The 13,025-nt window shown below is 60.8% G+C and carries 13 protein-coding genes and 1 pseudogene; 6 read left to right on the forward strand and 8 right to left on the reverse strand.

The window, feature by feature from the left end; translation table 11 throughout:
• Positions 1 to 15: 15 nt before the first annotated feature.
• From QA640_RS46670 to cyoD, 5 genes are read left to right on the forward strand one after another with little or no spacing between them, the layout of a single operon-like run.
• Complete coding sequence (locus tag QA640_RS46670; protein WP_283043252.1) at positions 16 to 1,047, forward strand: heme o synthase; 1,032 nt, start codon at positions 16 to 18, stop codon at positions 1,045 to 1,047.
• 1 nt (position 1,048) lies between these two features.
• Entirely contained in the window at positions 1,049 to 1,927 is an 879-nt protein-coding gene (gene cyoA, locus QA640_RS46675; RefSeq protein WP_283043253.1) for a ubiquinol oxidase subunit II, read from the forward strand.
• Positions 1,924 to 3,912: a cytochrome o ubiquinol oxidase subunit I gene (gene cyoB, locus QA640_RS46680; protein WP_283043254.1), complete on the forward strand. Its 1,989-nt coding sequence runs from the start codon at positions 1,924 to 1,926 to the stop codon at positions 3,910 to 3,912. The genes cyoA and cyoB overlap by 4 nt, the downstream gene beginning before the upstream one ends.
• The gene (locus QA640_RS46685; protein WP_283043255.1) at positions 3,909 to 4,541 is read left to right on the forward strand and encodes a cytochrome (ubi)quinol oxidase subunit III; all 633 of its coding nucleotides are present in this window, start codon (positions 3,909 to 3,911) and stop codon (positions 4,539 to 4,541) included. Before cyoB ends, QA640_RS46685 begins: the two co-directional genes overlap by 4 nt.
• Positions 4,538 to 4,933 (forward strand): cytochrome o ubiquinol oxidase subunit IV, encoded by a 396-nt coding sequence (gene cyoD, locus QA640_RS46690; RefSeq protein ID WP_283043256.1) that lies wholly within the window; start codon positions 4,538 to 4,540, stop codon positions 4,931 to 4,933. Before QA640_RS46685 ends, cyoD begins: the two co-directional genes overlap by 4 nt.
• 410 nt (positions 4,934 to 5,343) lie before the next feature.
• Here the strand turns inward: cyoD and QA640_RS46695 are convergent, their stop codons facing one another.
• The gene (locus tag QA640_RS46695; protein ID WP_283043257.1) at positions 5,344 to 6,684 is read right to left on the reverse strand and encodes a tyrosine-type recombinase/integrase; all 1,341 of its coding nucleotides are present in this window, start codon (positions 6,682 to 6,684) and stop codon (positions 5,344 to 5,346) included.
• A 429-nt stretch (positions 6,685 to 7,113) separates the two neighbouring features.
• Here QA640_RS46695 and QA640_RS46700 point away from each other — a divergent pair.
• Positions 7,114 to 7,674 (forward strand): annotated as a pseudogene (locus QA640_RS46700) (IS630 family transposase); the annotation flags it as partial.
• Here QA640_RS46700 and QA640_RS46705 read toward each other — a convergent pair.
• The 7 genes from QA640_RS46705 to QA640_RS46735 form a co-directional block, all read right to left on the reverse strand.
• Positions 7,663 to 7,839, reverse strand: a complete 177-nt coding sequence (locus tag QA640_RS46705) for a hypothetical protein (protein WP_283043258.1) — start codon at positions 7,837 to 7,839, stop codon at positions 7,663 to 7,665. The pseudogene QA640_RS46700 and the gene QA640_RS46705 overlap by 12 nt on opposite strands.
• Before the next feature lie 368 nt (positions 7,840 to 8,207).
• Positions 8,208 to 8,390 (reverse strand): hypothetical protein, encoded by a 183-nt coding sequence (locus tag QA640_RS46710; RefSeq protein WP_283043259.1) that lies wholly within the window; start codon positions 8,388 to 8,390, stop codon positions 8,208 to 8,210.
• Between the two features lie 47 nt (positions 8,391 to 8,437).
• On the reverse strand, positions 8,438 to 9,553 hold the full coding sequence (locus tag QA640_RS46715; RefSeq protein ID WP_283043260.1) for a WD40 repeat domain-containing protein: 1,116 nt from the start codon (positions 9,551 to 9,553) through the stop codon (positions 8,438 to 8,440).
• A gap of 8 nt (positions 9,554 to 9,561) precedes the next feature.
• The gene (locus QA640_RS46720; RefSeq protein ID WP_283043261.1) at positions 9,562 to 9,699 is read right to left on the reverse strand and encodes a hypothetical protein; all 138 of its coding nucleotides are present in this window, start codon (positions 9,697 to 9,699) and stop codon (positions 9,562 to 9,564) included.
• 165 nt (positions 9,700 to 9,864) lie between these two features.
• Positions 9,865 to 10,314: a hypothetical protein gene (locus QA640_RS46725; protein WP_283043262.1), complete on the reverse strand. Its 450-nt coding sequence runs from the start codon at positions 10,312 to 10,314 to the stop codon at positions 9,865 to 9,867.
• 14 nt (positions 10,315 to 10,328) lie between these two features.
• On the reverse strand, positions 10,329 to 12,374 hold the full coding sequence (locus tag QA640_RS46730; RefSeq protein WP_283043263.1) for a sigma 54-interacting transcriptional regulator: 2,046 nt from the start codon (positions 12,372 to 12,374) through the stop codon (positions 10,329 to 10,331).
• Positions 12,375 to 12,494: 120 nt separating this feature from the next.
• Positions 12,495 to 12,989 (reverse strand): hypothetical protein, encoded by a 495-nt coding sequence (locus QA640_RS46735; protein ID WP_283043264.1) that lies wholly within the window; start codon positions 12,987 to 12,989, stop codon positions 12,495 to 12,497.
• Between the last annotated feature and the right edge of the window lie 36 nt (positions 12,990 to 13,025).

Genomic DNA, 13,025 nt, shown 5'->3' on the forward strand with positions numbered 1-13,025 from the left:
CTTGAGGAGCCCAGCATGAACAGCATCGCGATTTCGATATCGCGCCATCGGCTCACTTCGCGGTCGGGCTGGGTGGAGCGACTGCCCCATTTCATCAGCTTGGCCAAGCCGCGCGTTATGGCGCTCGCGCTGTTCACCGCGTTCGTCGGATTGATGATCGCACCGGTACGCCTCGAACCACTCGCCGGATTGATCGCAATTCTAGCAATCGCAACCGGCGCTGGCGCCGCCGGTGCACTGAACATGTGGTACGACGCCGATATCGACGCAGTGATGGCTCGCACCGCAATGCGGCCAATTCCCCGTGGCAAAGTCTCGAAAGCCGAGGCGCTTGTCTTTGGACTCGTCCTTGGCGCCATCGCAGTCGCGACTCTCTCCCTGGCGACAAACCTTACGGCGGCCGCGTCGCTGGCCGGCTCGATCCTCTTCTATGTCGTCGTGTACACGGCCTGGCTGAAACGGGTAACGCGACAGAACATCGTCATCGGCGGTGCCGCCGGCGCGCTGCCACCCGTGATCGGATGGGCCGCGGCGACCGGGCAGATCGGGCTCGAGCCGCTGGCGCTTTTCCTCATCATCTTCCTTTGGACACCGCCGCATTTCTGGGCTCTCGCGCTCAATCGCACCGATGATTATGCACGTGCTGGCGTTCCCATGCTGCCGGTCGTCGCAGGACGGAGCGCAACAACGCGGCAGATCCTAATCTACAGCAGCCTGCTTGTTCTCGCCTCGGAACTACCCTGGGTGCTCGGATTTGCCGGCGCGATCTATGGTGTGATCGTCGCGATCTGCGGCGCGCTTTTCTTGCTGCTTGCAGTTCGACTGAGCCGGAGCGCTGAAACCGATCGTCGCGCGGCTCACGGGCTGTTCGTCTTCTCCATCGCCTATCTGTTCCTGCTGTTTGCGACCCTTCTGGCCGATCACGGCGGCAGTACATTCACGCCGAGGCGCCCGTCTCATGATGACCGAGCGGGCGCGTCCCCGTCTGCCGCGCGACAGCCGAACGCCGCGCACAACGCGTGCACCTTCAAGATTCGGGAGGCCTGATATGCGACTCGGTTTGCTTACGGTTGTCCTGCTGGTCGCCGCGACGCTCGGTGGCTGCGACGGTGGTGTGCTGGATCCAAAGGGACCCATTACCCTGGCCGAGCGGCAAATTCTGTTCAACGCGACCGGCATCATGCTTGCGATAGTGATCCCGGTGGCCCTTGGGACGCTTGGCGTTGCCTTCTGGTTCCGTGCATCGAATGAGCGGGCGCGCTATCGACCGGATTTCATTTATTCCGGCCGTATCGAGATGCTCGTCTGGTCGATCCCGCTGATGACCGTGCTGCTTGTCGGCACCGTGGCCTGGATCGGTGCATACGATCTCGATCCGCCCAAGCCGATTGCATCCACCGCCAAGCCTCTCAAGATTCAAGTCGTCTCACTCGACTGGAAATGGCTGTTCATCTACCCGGAGCAAGGCATCGCCAGCGTCAATCATCTGACGATCCCGGTCGGCACGCCGGTCAGTTTCGAGCTGACGTCCTCAGGCGTCATGAACAGTTTCTTCGTGCCGCAGCTCGCCGGCCAGATCTACACCATGGCTGGAATGGTGACGCGCCTGAACCTGCGGGCCGACTATTCCGGCACGTACCGGGGGATGTCGGCGAATTACAGCGGCGCGGGTTTCTCCGACATGGTCTTCAAGGTCGACGCGGTGGCGCCCGACAGCTTTGCGCAATGGACGGCTTCGACGCGGAGCGCCGGCCCGGTGCTCGACGTGCAGGCTTATGCCGCGCTGGTCAAGCCGAGCAGGGCGGTTGCGCCCTTTACCTATCGGTCGGTCGCCACCGGCCTGTTCGCCGACATTCAGAGTGCCGCAATGCAATCGGCCGCGGGTCTCTGTGTCGCTTATCCAAAATCCATGAGGGCAGAACGATGAACCTATTGGGCAAACTCGACTGGGCCGCTATCCCCTTTCATGAACCGATCATCATGGGCACGGTGGGGAGCGTTGGCGCCGTCATCCTGGCCGGTCTCGCATGGGTCACCGTCAAGGGATACTGGCCGTATCTCTGGCGGGAATGGATCACGTCGGTCGACCACAAGCGCATCGGCGTCATGTATCTCGTATTTGCGCTGATCATGCTTGTGCGCGGCTTCGCGGACGGAATCATGATGCGCACGCAGCAGGCCGTGGCGGCCGGCGGTGCGCAGGGATATCTACCGCCCGAGCATTTCGACCAGATTTTCTCGGCGCACGGCACGATCATGATCTTCTTCGTGGCGATGCCGCTGGTGATCGGCCTGATGAATTTTGCCGTGCCGTTGCAGCTCGGCGTTCGCGATGTGGCGTTCCCCACGATGAATTCCGTGAGCCTTTGGCTGACGGCGACGGGAATCCTGCTAATCAACGTCTCGCTCTTCGTCGGTGAGTTCGCAAAGACCGGCTGGGTCGCCTACCCGCCGCTCAGCGAGCTGCAGTTCTCGCCGGGCGTCGGCGTCGACTACTACCTCTGGTCCCTCCAAATCTCGGGCCTCGGGACTTTGTTAAGCGGGGTGAATTTCGTCACCACCATCCTGAAGATGCGGGCGCCGGGAATGAGCTACATGCGCATGCCGGTTTTCTGCTGGACTGCGCTCGCCTCGAATCTCCTGATCGTGGCTGCGTTTCCGGTGCTCACCGCACTGTTCGCAATGCTGTTGCTCGACCGTTACCTCGGCTTTCACTTCTTTACGCTGGATGCCGGCGGCAACGCGATGATGTATGTGAACCTGTTCTGGGTCTGGGGTCACCCCGAAGTCTACATCCTGGTGCTGCCGGCGTTTGGCATCTATTCGGAGGTGAGCGCGACATTCTCCGGCAAGCCGCTGTTCGGTTACCGGTCGATGGTCGGCGCGACCTTGGCGATTTGCGTGCTCTCCTACACCGTTTGGCTGCATCACTTCTTCACGATGGGCGCAAGTGCGAGTGTGAACGCTTTCTTCGGCATCACCAGCATGATCATCGGGGTGCCGACGGGCGTCAAAGTCTTCAACTGGCTGTTCACGATGTACGGCGGTCGTGTCCGATTCACGGTTCCGGTGCTTTGGACGATCGGCTTCATGGTGACGTTCGTGTTCGGCGGCCTGACCGGAGTTCTGCTGGCCCTGCCGGCGGTCGATTGGCAGGTGCACAACAGTGTCTTCCTGATCGCCCATTTCCATCACGTCATCGTCCCGGGCGTCCTGTTCGGAGCCATCGCCGGCTACAATTACTGGTTTCCCAAGGCATTCGGCTTCAAGCTGGATGAGCGCTGGGGCAAAGCCGCGTTCTGGTGCTGGTTCATCGGCTTCCATCTCGCCTTCATGCCGCTCTACGTGACCGGGCTGATGGGCATGACCCGCCGCCTGCAGCACTATGATGTGCTGGCTTGGCAGCCCTGGCTGTTGGTCGCCGAGGCGGGCGCGGTCATCGTGATGGCCGGTATCATCTGTCAGGTCGTCCAGCTCGTGGTGTCCATTCGCCACCGTGAACAGCTCCGCGACACGACCGGCGATCCCTGGAACGGCCGCACCCTGGAATGGGCGACCGCATCGCCGCCGCCGGCCTGGAATTTTGCGATCCTGCCTCGCGTCGGCGAGATCGACGCCTTCTGGGCAAAAAAAGAGCGCGTTCTGGCGAAGCAGGAGCTGCCCGGTCAGCGGCACGAATACGCTCCAATCGAAGTGCCTAAGAACAGTCCCGCCGGTTTCGTCACCGCGTTCTTCGCAACGATCGCCGGCTTCGCCCTGATCTGGCACATCTGGTGGATGACCGGCGTCGGACTTCTCGGTGCGGCCGTGACGTGGCTTGCCTTCATGTTCCGCACAGAGGATGAGGTCGAGATCCCGGCAGAGCAGCTCGGTCGGTTCGACCGGACGCATTCGGTGGAGGTATCGCTATGAATGTCCTGGTTGAGGCAGATGCTGTCCGCAAGGGCGAACTGCTAAACGTCAGTGAAGCGGGTCCCGCACCCAAGCGAATCGTCGCCGGCTTTGGATTTTGGATCTTCCTGCTGAGCGACATCGTGATGTTCTCAGCGCTCTTTGCCGCCTATGCCGTGCTCGCAAAAGCCACTGCGGGAGGTCCAGCCGGTGCGCAGTTGTTCAATCTGCGCACCGCCGCGATGGAGACCGCTTTTTTGCTGCTCTCCAGCTACAGCTGCGGGCTGATGTCGCTCGCTATCAATTCCCGGCACACTCTCGGCACCTTCTTCGGTGCAGTGGTGACGCTGCTCCTGGGTGCGGCGTTTCTCAATCTCGAGCTTCGCGAATTCCAGGACATGATTGCGCTGGGCGCAGCCCCGCAACGCAGCGCGTTTCTGTCCGCCTTCTTCACGCTGGTCGGCTGCCACGGGTTGCATGTCGCGGCCGGGCTTGGCTGGCTGGTTCTCATGATGATCCAGCTGTCGCTAAGGGGTTTCCAGCAGGTCGTGGTGCGCCGCTTGCACTGCTTCTCCCTGTTCTGGCACGCGCTCGACATCATCTGGGTCCTGATCTTCACGATTGTCTACCTGATGGGAGTCCTGCCATGACCGATACGCGTTGGGATGTTGCACCGGGGGATCGGCCAGCGATTCCGGCTTCAGAGCAAAGCGCATCTTCGGGCTTGCTCGTGTACACGATCGGCCTACTGCTGGCGGCGATCCTGACGGCCACATCCTTCTGGGTGGCAAACACCACGGCGATCTGGGCTCCCGGCGTGCCGGCCGGCCTCGCTGTCCTTGCCATCGCTCAGATGGGCGTGCACCTGGTGTTCTTTCTTCACATCACGACGGGACCGGACAGCACCCACAATGTCCTGGCGCTCGCCTTCGGCGTGCTCATCGTATTCCTCGTCCTCGCGGGCTCTCTCGTGATCATGGCCAACCTGAATGAGAACATGATGGCACATGGCGAGATGATGAATTTACAAATGCAGCGCTGACCAGAGGGAGCGTGCAGTGTCATCCACCGCCGAAGTAGAGCAGCCAGCGCGATCCTTGCGAGACGTCGACGGGGATCGGCTGACAGCACTCACGGACCCGCAAACGTCGATCCGAGCTACGCCTTGCGTCGGCTATTGGGCGGCGTCCTACATCAACCGCGATGGGGGCTGGAGCTTCGCATGCGACGCGCTTGGCCGCATCATCCGGTGCGAGACCGTGCAACTGGCGCTCTCGGTCGCGCGCTATCGCCGTCGTCGTCTCCAGCCGTTGCGAGGGGTAAACCCTACCCCAGCGCGCACTGAAAAGCGGCACGGTAGGGATGGTGTTGGTCGCGCCACCCGCGACGTCTGCGCTTGCGCCCTTTCGCCCGTAGCGGGCGTCAAACGCGAACCTGATTTGCGGCCCGGGATTATGCAGCCAGGCTATGCTTCTCTGCGACCTCGTCTGGGTCACCGCCCGAAGCCCTCTTTAGGAAGCGAGCCAGAGCAGCTTTTCGTGAATCGCGGTCCAACGCGTAGGCGGTCTGCTTGAATTCAATGCCGTCAAGGAGCCCTTGAATGTAGCCCGAGATCGTATCTGCGGCCATAATGAGCGCCGTATCCAACGTGTGGATGTATTTGCTCGTTACTGAACCCTTGGCATGGCCAACCAAAGCCGCGATGAGATCGTTGGCGATGCTCGCGAAGCTATGACGTAGGACGTGGGGAGTAATGTCAGATAGCGGGGAGTCCTCGAAGAGATGCTTCCAATGGTTCGGGAAGCTGCCGAACGCGTTATCCTCACCCTGCCCCTGAAAAACGTATGTGCCGACATCATCGGTGTGCCGTCGCTCAAGATATTCGACGACCGACAACCCAATGGGCCGGATGGATTCACCCTCCTTACTGTCCTCCAACCGCAAGCAGCTCGCCTCCGTGTCGGCCTCCGTCCATTTCAAGCCGATCATCTCGCTCCGCCGGCAGCCGGTCAGCGCAAGCTGGCGAGTGATGTCCGCGATCGTGGTGTATTTCTCGTCTTTGGCGACGTCACGGAGCATCCCACCCAATATTCGGTACTCTGCCTCCGAGAGACGACGCTTGCGGACGTTGTCTTTTGGCTTGCGCACGCCATGGGCCGGGTTGTTCTCGATGATTCCTGCTTCGACGGCGTAGGTGAGGATGCCGCCGAGAAGACCCACGGTGCGCGTCGCCGTTCCAGCGCCGCCTCGGACAATAGCCTTTCCGCGCAGCTTCTTGGTCTTGACCGAAACCCGCGTCTTTCCCGCCATGATGTCCTTGAGGACTTTGTTGATGTCGGTCTTGGTGAGGTCCTTAACCCGCCGGGTCCCTATGAGCGGAACAATGTGACGTTCGATGCGACCGGTGTCTGTGACGATGGTTGAGGGCTTCTTCGGGCGCCCTCCTTTTCCCAGGATGAGTCCAGCCTTCAGATCGGCAAGATAGCGGATGCAGAGCTCCTTCACGGTGATAGCCCTGTGATCGAGCTGGCGATCTTCGACGGGATCATCACCCCCGGCGACCCGGCCGAGTTGCATCTTTGCCTCTCGGCGTGCAGTCTCCGGTGCCCAGGCTCCGTGCAGTCCAATTGTGTAGCGGCGTGATCGACCTCTCGTTCGATATTGGATCACGTAGCTACGCTTTCCGGAACTAAACACCCGGAATCCGAAGCCCGGCAGTTCGTCGTCCCAGATGAGGTAATCCTTCTCTCGGGCTTCCGCCGCCTCGACAACCCTCTTGGTGATCTTGACCATAACGTTCCTTCATTCCGGGCACCTCTCGCGCGCGTAAGCAGGACGTAAGCAGGCGGGAGAAAATCGGTGCGTGTTTTCGGATAGGAACGTCGCTTGAGTTGCTGAGAATATCCAGTTGCGTCAGCTGGATAGCGTAGAATAGCGTGCCCTATCGCACTTTTCGGACTGGTACGTTATCTTGCTCCGAAGGCAAAGGTCACACGTTCGAATCGTGTCGGGCGCGCCATTTCGCCACCATTCGGCATAGGGGGCGAACTTTGCGACTGCTTTCGCGGTCGTTTCCAGTGAAGTCGGCTAAGACAGGTCGTATCTGACCATGGAGGTCAGCGACGGCGTGCAGCCAGTGCTGCAACTGCACTCAGGTCAGGTCTTTCGGCATGGTGATGCCGAAGCGGAGAATCTGGCGGTGAATGGTCGAGCGATCGACGCCGCGTTCGCGCGATGTTGCCGATGCGTCCCGGCCAGCCGGCCCGAAGGAGCCATGACTACAAAAGGCACGGCACCACATCGCTGTTCGCCGCCCTCGACATCGCGACCGGACGGGTCATCGGCAAGTGCTACGCACGGCACCGTGCCGCCGAGTTCCGCAAGTTCCTCGACGAGATCGAGGCCGCCGTGCCACGCGAACTCGATGTCCATCTCGTCATCTACAACTACGCCACACACAAGACCCCGCTGATCCGAAAATGGCTGGCTAAAAGGCCGCGTTGGCACGTGCATCTGACCCCGACCAGTTCGTCATGGCTCACTCAGGTCGAGCGCTTCTTCGCGCTCCTTACCGACAAGAAGATCAGGCGCGGCGTTTATCGCAGTGTCGCCGCCCTCAGGGCCGACATCACTTCGTTCATTGAGCGACACAACGCCGATCCCAAACCGTTCCGATGGACCAAGTCCGCCGATGACATCCTGGCTTCCATCGAGCGCTTCTGCCGATACAATGCCCCGACACACCACGACCAGATATTGCGAACTTCTGGTTCAGGACACTAGCGGCGCGTCGGCCAGATCGAAGAAGCCGCCGTCGCACACGGCCCGGCAAGCCTGTGCCACCTGAACGGCGGCGGCAACCGCGGTCGAAGGTACTCCGAGACTACGGCCAGCGATGGTGATGGCACCGCAGCGATCGATGCGGCCGGCATCGACGAGTTCCTGCAAGCACGCGTCGAGGGGCGTTTCCGGTTGGATGTCTGGTTCGGGCCACGCCTGCTCCGGCGAGCGCGTACCGGGAAAGCCGTGGATGCGGATGTCGAAGATCTCGGGGGCGTGGCGCCGAGGCCGGCATCAAGCACGAGGTCGAAGTTCGAATTCGCCGCGGCACGTCGAGCCGCAAGATTGTCCACTCCGACGAGCGCCAGGCCAGGTTCGTCCGCCGAGCGCTTCGTGCCCTCCACGAATCTGCTTTCGATGATCGTGGTGCCGAAGCCACCCTTCTCCGCCCACAGCGCCGCGCTGCGGGCCTTCTTGCGACCGATCCAGTCCGGCTTGGTTAGTATCTGGATGGCGAGACTACCGAAAGACGAGCGTCACTGCGTTGTCGCGCTTCGCTCGAAGGGCCTATTTTCGGCGATGAACCTCGCTGCCAGCACCAAGGCGCCCATCGAGAACTCTTTTCCGTGCGCGGAGATCATGCGCTCAGAGAGTTCCGCCAGCTCTTTGAAGAACTGATCCTTGCTTGCGGCTTGGTTTGACGCTTCGATGACTGTCATGAATTCTCTCCTGGAGTTCGCGGCAAGGCTGTTCGCCCTGCTCGCCTTTACTTGAAGATTTGCGGCGGAAACGTCACGATCGCCGCTTCACCGCCTCGCGTTCCGACCGCAAGATGCTGGCCATCGTCGGACCATCGGAGGGCTTGGACGGCACTCCGGCCCGGCGGTTTAACGACGAGTTCGTCGGGTTCTCCAATCCTGGCGACAACGACTCTGCCGTCGCTATATCCTGCCGCGACCAACCGACGCCCCGGGTGCATGTTCACCGTTTCGACGAGGACGAACCCGCCGCAGCCCGTGCCGAGGCTCGTCGGCTGTTCGCCACCGTCGTCGAGACTGAAAGCGTCCCATGCGATGATTCGATAGGCCCCGCTCGTCACGAGGAAGCGGGAGTCCGCACTCCACGAAAGAGACGTAACACTCGCGGGATAGCTGCAAATCCGAACCGTCCGCAGATCGGAAAGGCGCAGCAACACGATGCCCGCCTCCGCGAGGGACGTCGCCAACCAGCTTCCGTCGGGGCTCCACGACAGGATCGAAACTGCGCCTAACGCGAATGAAGCAACCGGCTCGGGTCTCGGTCCGAAGGCTCGAACAAGCAGGCAGCCGTCAGTTCCTATCGCGAAGCTCCGACCATCCGGCGATACGGCCATCGCGGACGAACTTCCACCCGCACGTTCCTGGAGCCATCCGACGTCGCCATTGGAATCATAGTAGATGACCGCCCCGCCGGAAGCAGCCAGAACACCGCCGGCATTCACCGAAGCGACGAGATCGATTGGAGTTCCGAACTTTGCAGCTTCTCGCCTAACACCGGCTGCGGACACATGCAGCAACTGGCTCCGATCACTTGCGATGAAGCCCGAAGGCTCGATCGAGGCGAGATGAAGCGAAGAATCGCTGATTACGACTTTCGTCAACGGTGGCACCGGATTCCGCCGCGGCGAGATCGTCGACCGGCCCCCGTCCAGCGCTATCCGACAGCGATCTTTCGGCGGCTCACTATCGATCAGCGGAGCGATGGCCAGAGAGCCATCGGCAAGCGCGAACGCGACTGCTTCTCCTGCAGCGTCGAACACCACGTTCGTAACGGGTGCGCCTACACTCCAGTGCCGCCCCAGTAAATCATAGAGCGTTGCGTTCTCTGCTTCCATCGTATCCATCGATCGTCTCACTTGCCGGTCGCAATCCACGTATCAAGATCTTCAAGGCGTCGTTCCAGCGCGGCGCATTGAGCGTCGCATGCTGCCATTCCGGCATTTGCGCTCTTCAAGCGCTCGCGCGCCTGCTCGAGCGCCTCCGAGCCCATGCGAGGCGCCTGTCGCCGCAATCTCCCGTTCGATCCTCTGAATCTCGAAATCCGCTCCACCGCCAAGCTGACGGTTCACAAGGTTGCGCGATTGCGCGGCCGATATCTCCTGAACGACGAGCAACCGTTCCTTCAGCATTTCGACAAGGGTCGGCGGATCGCCACTCATGCGCCCGACTCGATTTGGGCCAAGATCCGCTGCAGGCCTCCGGCACCAGATACGAAGTGTTCCTGCGCGTCATTGATGTGAGATTGCAGCGAGTCCCACAGATCGACCCTCAGTAACCGCGCCGGATCGCCGGCCATCGTCTCGATCGTCTGGAGGCCGAACTGATGCCGTAAGCCAATGCCTTGCAGGACGAAATCCGACAGCTCGCGTGCATGCGTTTCGATGAACGGCCGCAATAGTGGATGGATGCCGTAACTCGTGCCTCGCTTTGCGAGTTCGGCCTCGATAAACAAAATGAAATGCCGCACCAGCAGGTTTTGGCTTTCGCCGATCAGGTGCACCACGAAGGTGACGTCTCGGTCCGCGCGCGCAAGGATCTGAGACGCCAGGGTCGCTGCCGCGAGCGGCTCTCCCTCACCCTTCTGTTCATGCCAGACAGCCGCCATGCCCACCCCCATCCTTAGGTCCGGGACCGGTATTGGTGCAATTTGCGATACAGCGTGGCGCGCGAAAGCCCCAGCTTTTCAGCGGCGGCCGCAATATTGCCGCCAGCATTTGCAACCGCCCTCTCGATGGCACGGCGCTCCATATCGTCGAACCGGGCGATCTCTTCGGCTTCGGACTCCGTTGCGCGATGCACCGTTTGTGGGAGGCCTGACTTAGGCTCGGCAGGAGTTGATTCAAGGAAATCCTCCGGCAAGTCCCTGAGAGTAACAACGCCAGTCAGCGTCATCAGCACGAGGTTCTCAACCAGATTGCGAAGTTCGCGGACATTCCCCGGCCAGCTGTAGCGCCGCAGCAAGTCCATCGTGTCTGCCTCGAAGCGCAGCACTTGGGTGTTATAGGTCGTCGCAAATTTGCGGTTGAAATGGTCGATCAGGATCTCGATATCGCCGAGACGCTCGCGGAGAGGCGGGATGGTGAATTTGACGACGCCGATCCGGAAATACAGGTCTTTTCTGAAACGTCCTTCCGCCACTTCCTGCTTCAAGTTCCGATTCGTCGATGCGACAAGTCGGACGTCGACGGGACGCGGCTTGCTGTCGCCAAGCCGGTAAACCGCCCGCTCCTCCAGCACACGGAGCAAATAGGGCTGAAGATCCAGTGGCATTTCGCCAATTTCATCGAGACTGAGCACCCCGCCGTTGGCGAACTCAAAGCGTCCGGCCTTTCCCTCGCGAGTCGCACCGGTAAAGGCGCCGGGAGCATGGCCGAACAATTCCCCGCCCAGAAGCTCCTTGGAGACCGCACCGCAATTGAACGCAATGAAGGGCTCCTTGCCCGTCTTTTGGCCAGCCGCGTGAATGAGACTAGCAAAGAGTTCTTTGCCGACTCCAGTTTCACCCTCAAGCAGGATCGCCGTCCTGCCGAGCGCCGCCCGCTCAACTTTCTGCACGACGTCAAGCAGTGCCTCGCTACATCCGACGATTGCGTCCTTGGCCGATATCAAGGCTGTGCGGGCTGTCGGCGACATCTCGGATGCAGCAGGCTTTGTCCGCGGCTTCGAAGCAAGAACGAGCATTGCGCCCTTCACGACCCCGTCAACAACTAGTGGCTCGATCCGTTGTTCGCGCAGCTCCTCGGGCAACCCCTCGGCCAGGTCTTTGCCCAGCAGACCTTCGCTGCTCGGGAGAATCTGGGACCCGATGCTCAACTCACGAGACTGCGCGATCCCTCGCCAGCGAGCCGACGCCATGTCATTGTGATGGACGACCCGACCAAAGCGATCCAGGATCACCACGCCGTCAGCGCTGCCCATCCCTGGCATTCGAGAAATGCTTGCCTCGAGAAGTAGTATTCTTTCGAGCCGGATCTTTTCCGAGAGTGCGAGCTCAATGTGGTTAGCGGCGATCACCGCCAATGCGACATTGTGTCGATGAAAGATCGCTTGGGGTCCGGAAAAATCAATGATGCCTATGATGCTGCCGTCAATCGGGCTACGAATTGGGCTACCGACGCAGGTCCAGGCCTTGATGCCCTCCGAAAAATGCTCCGCAGCGTGGACATGAACCGGCTTTCCTGTGACGAGCGCTGTGCCAATGCCGTTGGTGCCGGTCACCGTCTCACCCCAGGCGGCGCCGACTTCGAGGCGAATATCGTGCCCAGCGTCAATCGTCCGCTGATCGCCCCCTACATCAAGCACGACGCCGTTCCTGTCGGTGATGACCAACATTGTGGCCGCATCGCCAAGTACTTCCGCAACGCGGCGGAACGTCCGAGCGCTAGAGCCAAGTAGATCATCATTCTTCAAACGCAGCTCATAGAGATCGTCGGGCGAAGCGATGAGGCTGCTGCCCCTGGAACGTGCATTGACCCCCGACTTGATGCTGCGCTGCCATGATTCCTCGATGACGCCTCGCACCAGAGAGTTCTCGCGCTTTGCATCTCCGAACGTCAGGAAGTTTTCCCACGCTCTATTTGCTTCTCGTTCATCGTACGGCCGCCCCTGCTCTTCCGCGGCGTCCGGAATTTTGTAGCCTTCCAGGGAAAACGGCGGCTTAGCCATCAACGTTTCCGTCAGCATTGGAGCACCACACCTACATTGCAAGCAGCAGCTTGATCGACAGAACCGACATGAGCCGCACCCGATCGAGATCAATATCCTCGTAGGTCCAGCTTATGGAGACTATTCGACGCTTCTGGCGATCGCGTCCAGGCCGAGACGGCCTGAGATGATCTGCTCCAGTTGCGCTTCCGACGTCTCGTCGGGCACGCTCACTCCTTCCAGGTCGACCAGGACCTTGTACAATTCATCATCCAGCGGCTCGAATATCCCATTCTCGCGGGTCGCCAGAACGAAGTGTCGCGATTGGCCGTTGCCCTGCAGTTCGCCGACAAAATGGAGTTGCCGCCCCGAAGCAAGATCGGCAATCACGACGCGGCCGTTATAGCTGATCCGCACATAGGGCTCGGCCTCTTTTGGGCGCGCCGGCGGCGTAGACCAGAGCTTGCCCGAGGGCTGGGGCTGCGAAGGAGGCGTCGGATTGCGCAACTCCTGCCAGCGCCCGAGCGTCAGATGATTGGCGAGCGAGTTGATCTTCGTGCGGTTCTTCTGAAGGAAGTCCTTCGCCGCCAACTCTTCGCGGTGCGGACCGTCGCGCTTGGAGATGATGTAGGCCATGTCCCAATTTCCTCCTGCCCGGCTAGTCGGATGACC

The organism is Bradyrhizobium sp. CB82 (assembly GCF_029714405.1).
Classification (GTDB): domain Bacteria; phylum Pseudomonadota; class Alphaproteobacteria; order Rhizobiales; family Xanthobacteraceae; genus Bradyrhizobium.

What these genes read in the sequence shown, in the direction of transcription:
- QA640_RS46715 (WP_283043260.1), bottom strand. Translation starts at nt 9,553, where the DNA reads ATGGATACGATGGAAGCAGAGAACGCAACGCTCTATGATTTACTGGGG.
- QA640_RS46725 (WP_283043262.1), bottom strand. Translation starts at nt 10,314, where the DNA reads ATGGCGGCTGTCTGGCATGAACAGAAGGGTGAGGGAGAGCCGCTCGCG.
- QA640_RS46735 (WP_283043264.1), bottom strand. Translation starts at nt 12,989, where the DNA reads ATGGCCTACATCATCTCCAAGCGCGACGGTCCGCACCGCGAAGAGTTG.
- QA640_RS46685 (WP_283043255.1), top strand. Translation starts at nt 3,909, where the DNA reads ATGAATGTCCTGGTTGAGGCAGATGCTGTCCGCAAGGGCGAACTGCTA.
- cyoA (WP_283043253.1), top strand. Translation starts at nt 1,049, where the DNA reads ATGCGACTCGGTTTGCTTACGGTTGTCCTGCTGGTCGCCGCGACGCTC.
- QA640_RS46670 (WP_283043252.1), top strand. Translation starts at nt 16, where the DNA reads ATGAACAGCATCGCGATTTCGATATCGCGCCATCGGCTCACTTCGCGG.
- QA640_RS46710 (WP_283043259.1), bottom strand. Translation starts at nt 8,390, where the DNA reads ATGACAGTCATCGAAGCGTCAAACCAAGCCGCAAGCAAGGATCAGTTC.
- cyoD (WP_283043256.1), top strand. Translation starts at nt 4,538, where the DNA reads ATGACCGATACGCGTTGGGATGTTGCACCGGGGGATCGGCCAGCGATT.
- QA640_RS46720 (WP_283043261.1), bottom strand. Translation starts at nt 9,699, where the DNA reads ATGGGCTCGGAGGCGCTCGAGCAGGCGCGCGAGCGCTTGAAGAGCGCA.
- QA640_RS46730 (WP_283043263.1), bottom strand. Translation starts at nt 12,374, where the DNA reads ATGGCTAAGCCGCCGTTTTCCCTGGAAGGCTACAAAATTCCGGACGCC.
- QA640_RS46695 (WP_283043257.1), bottom strand. Translation starts at nt 6,684, where the DNA reads ATGGTCAAGATCACCAAGAGGGTTGTCGAGGCGGCGGAAGCCCGAGAG.
- cyoB (WP_283043254.1), top strand. Translation starts at nt 1,924, where the DNA reads ATGAACCTATTGGGCAAACTCGACTGGGCCGCTATCCCCTTTCATGAA.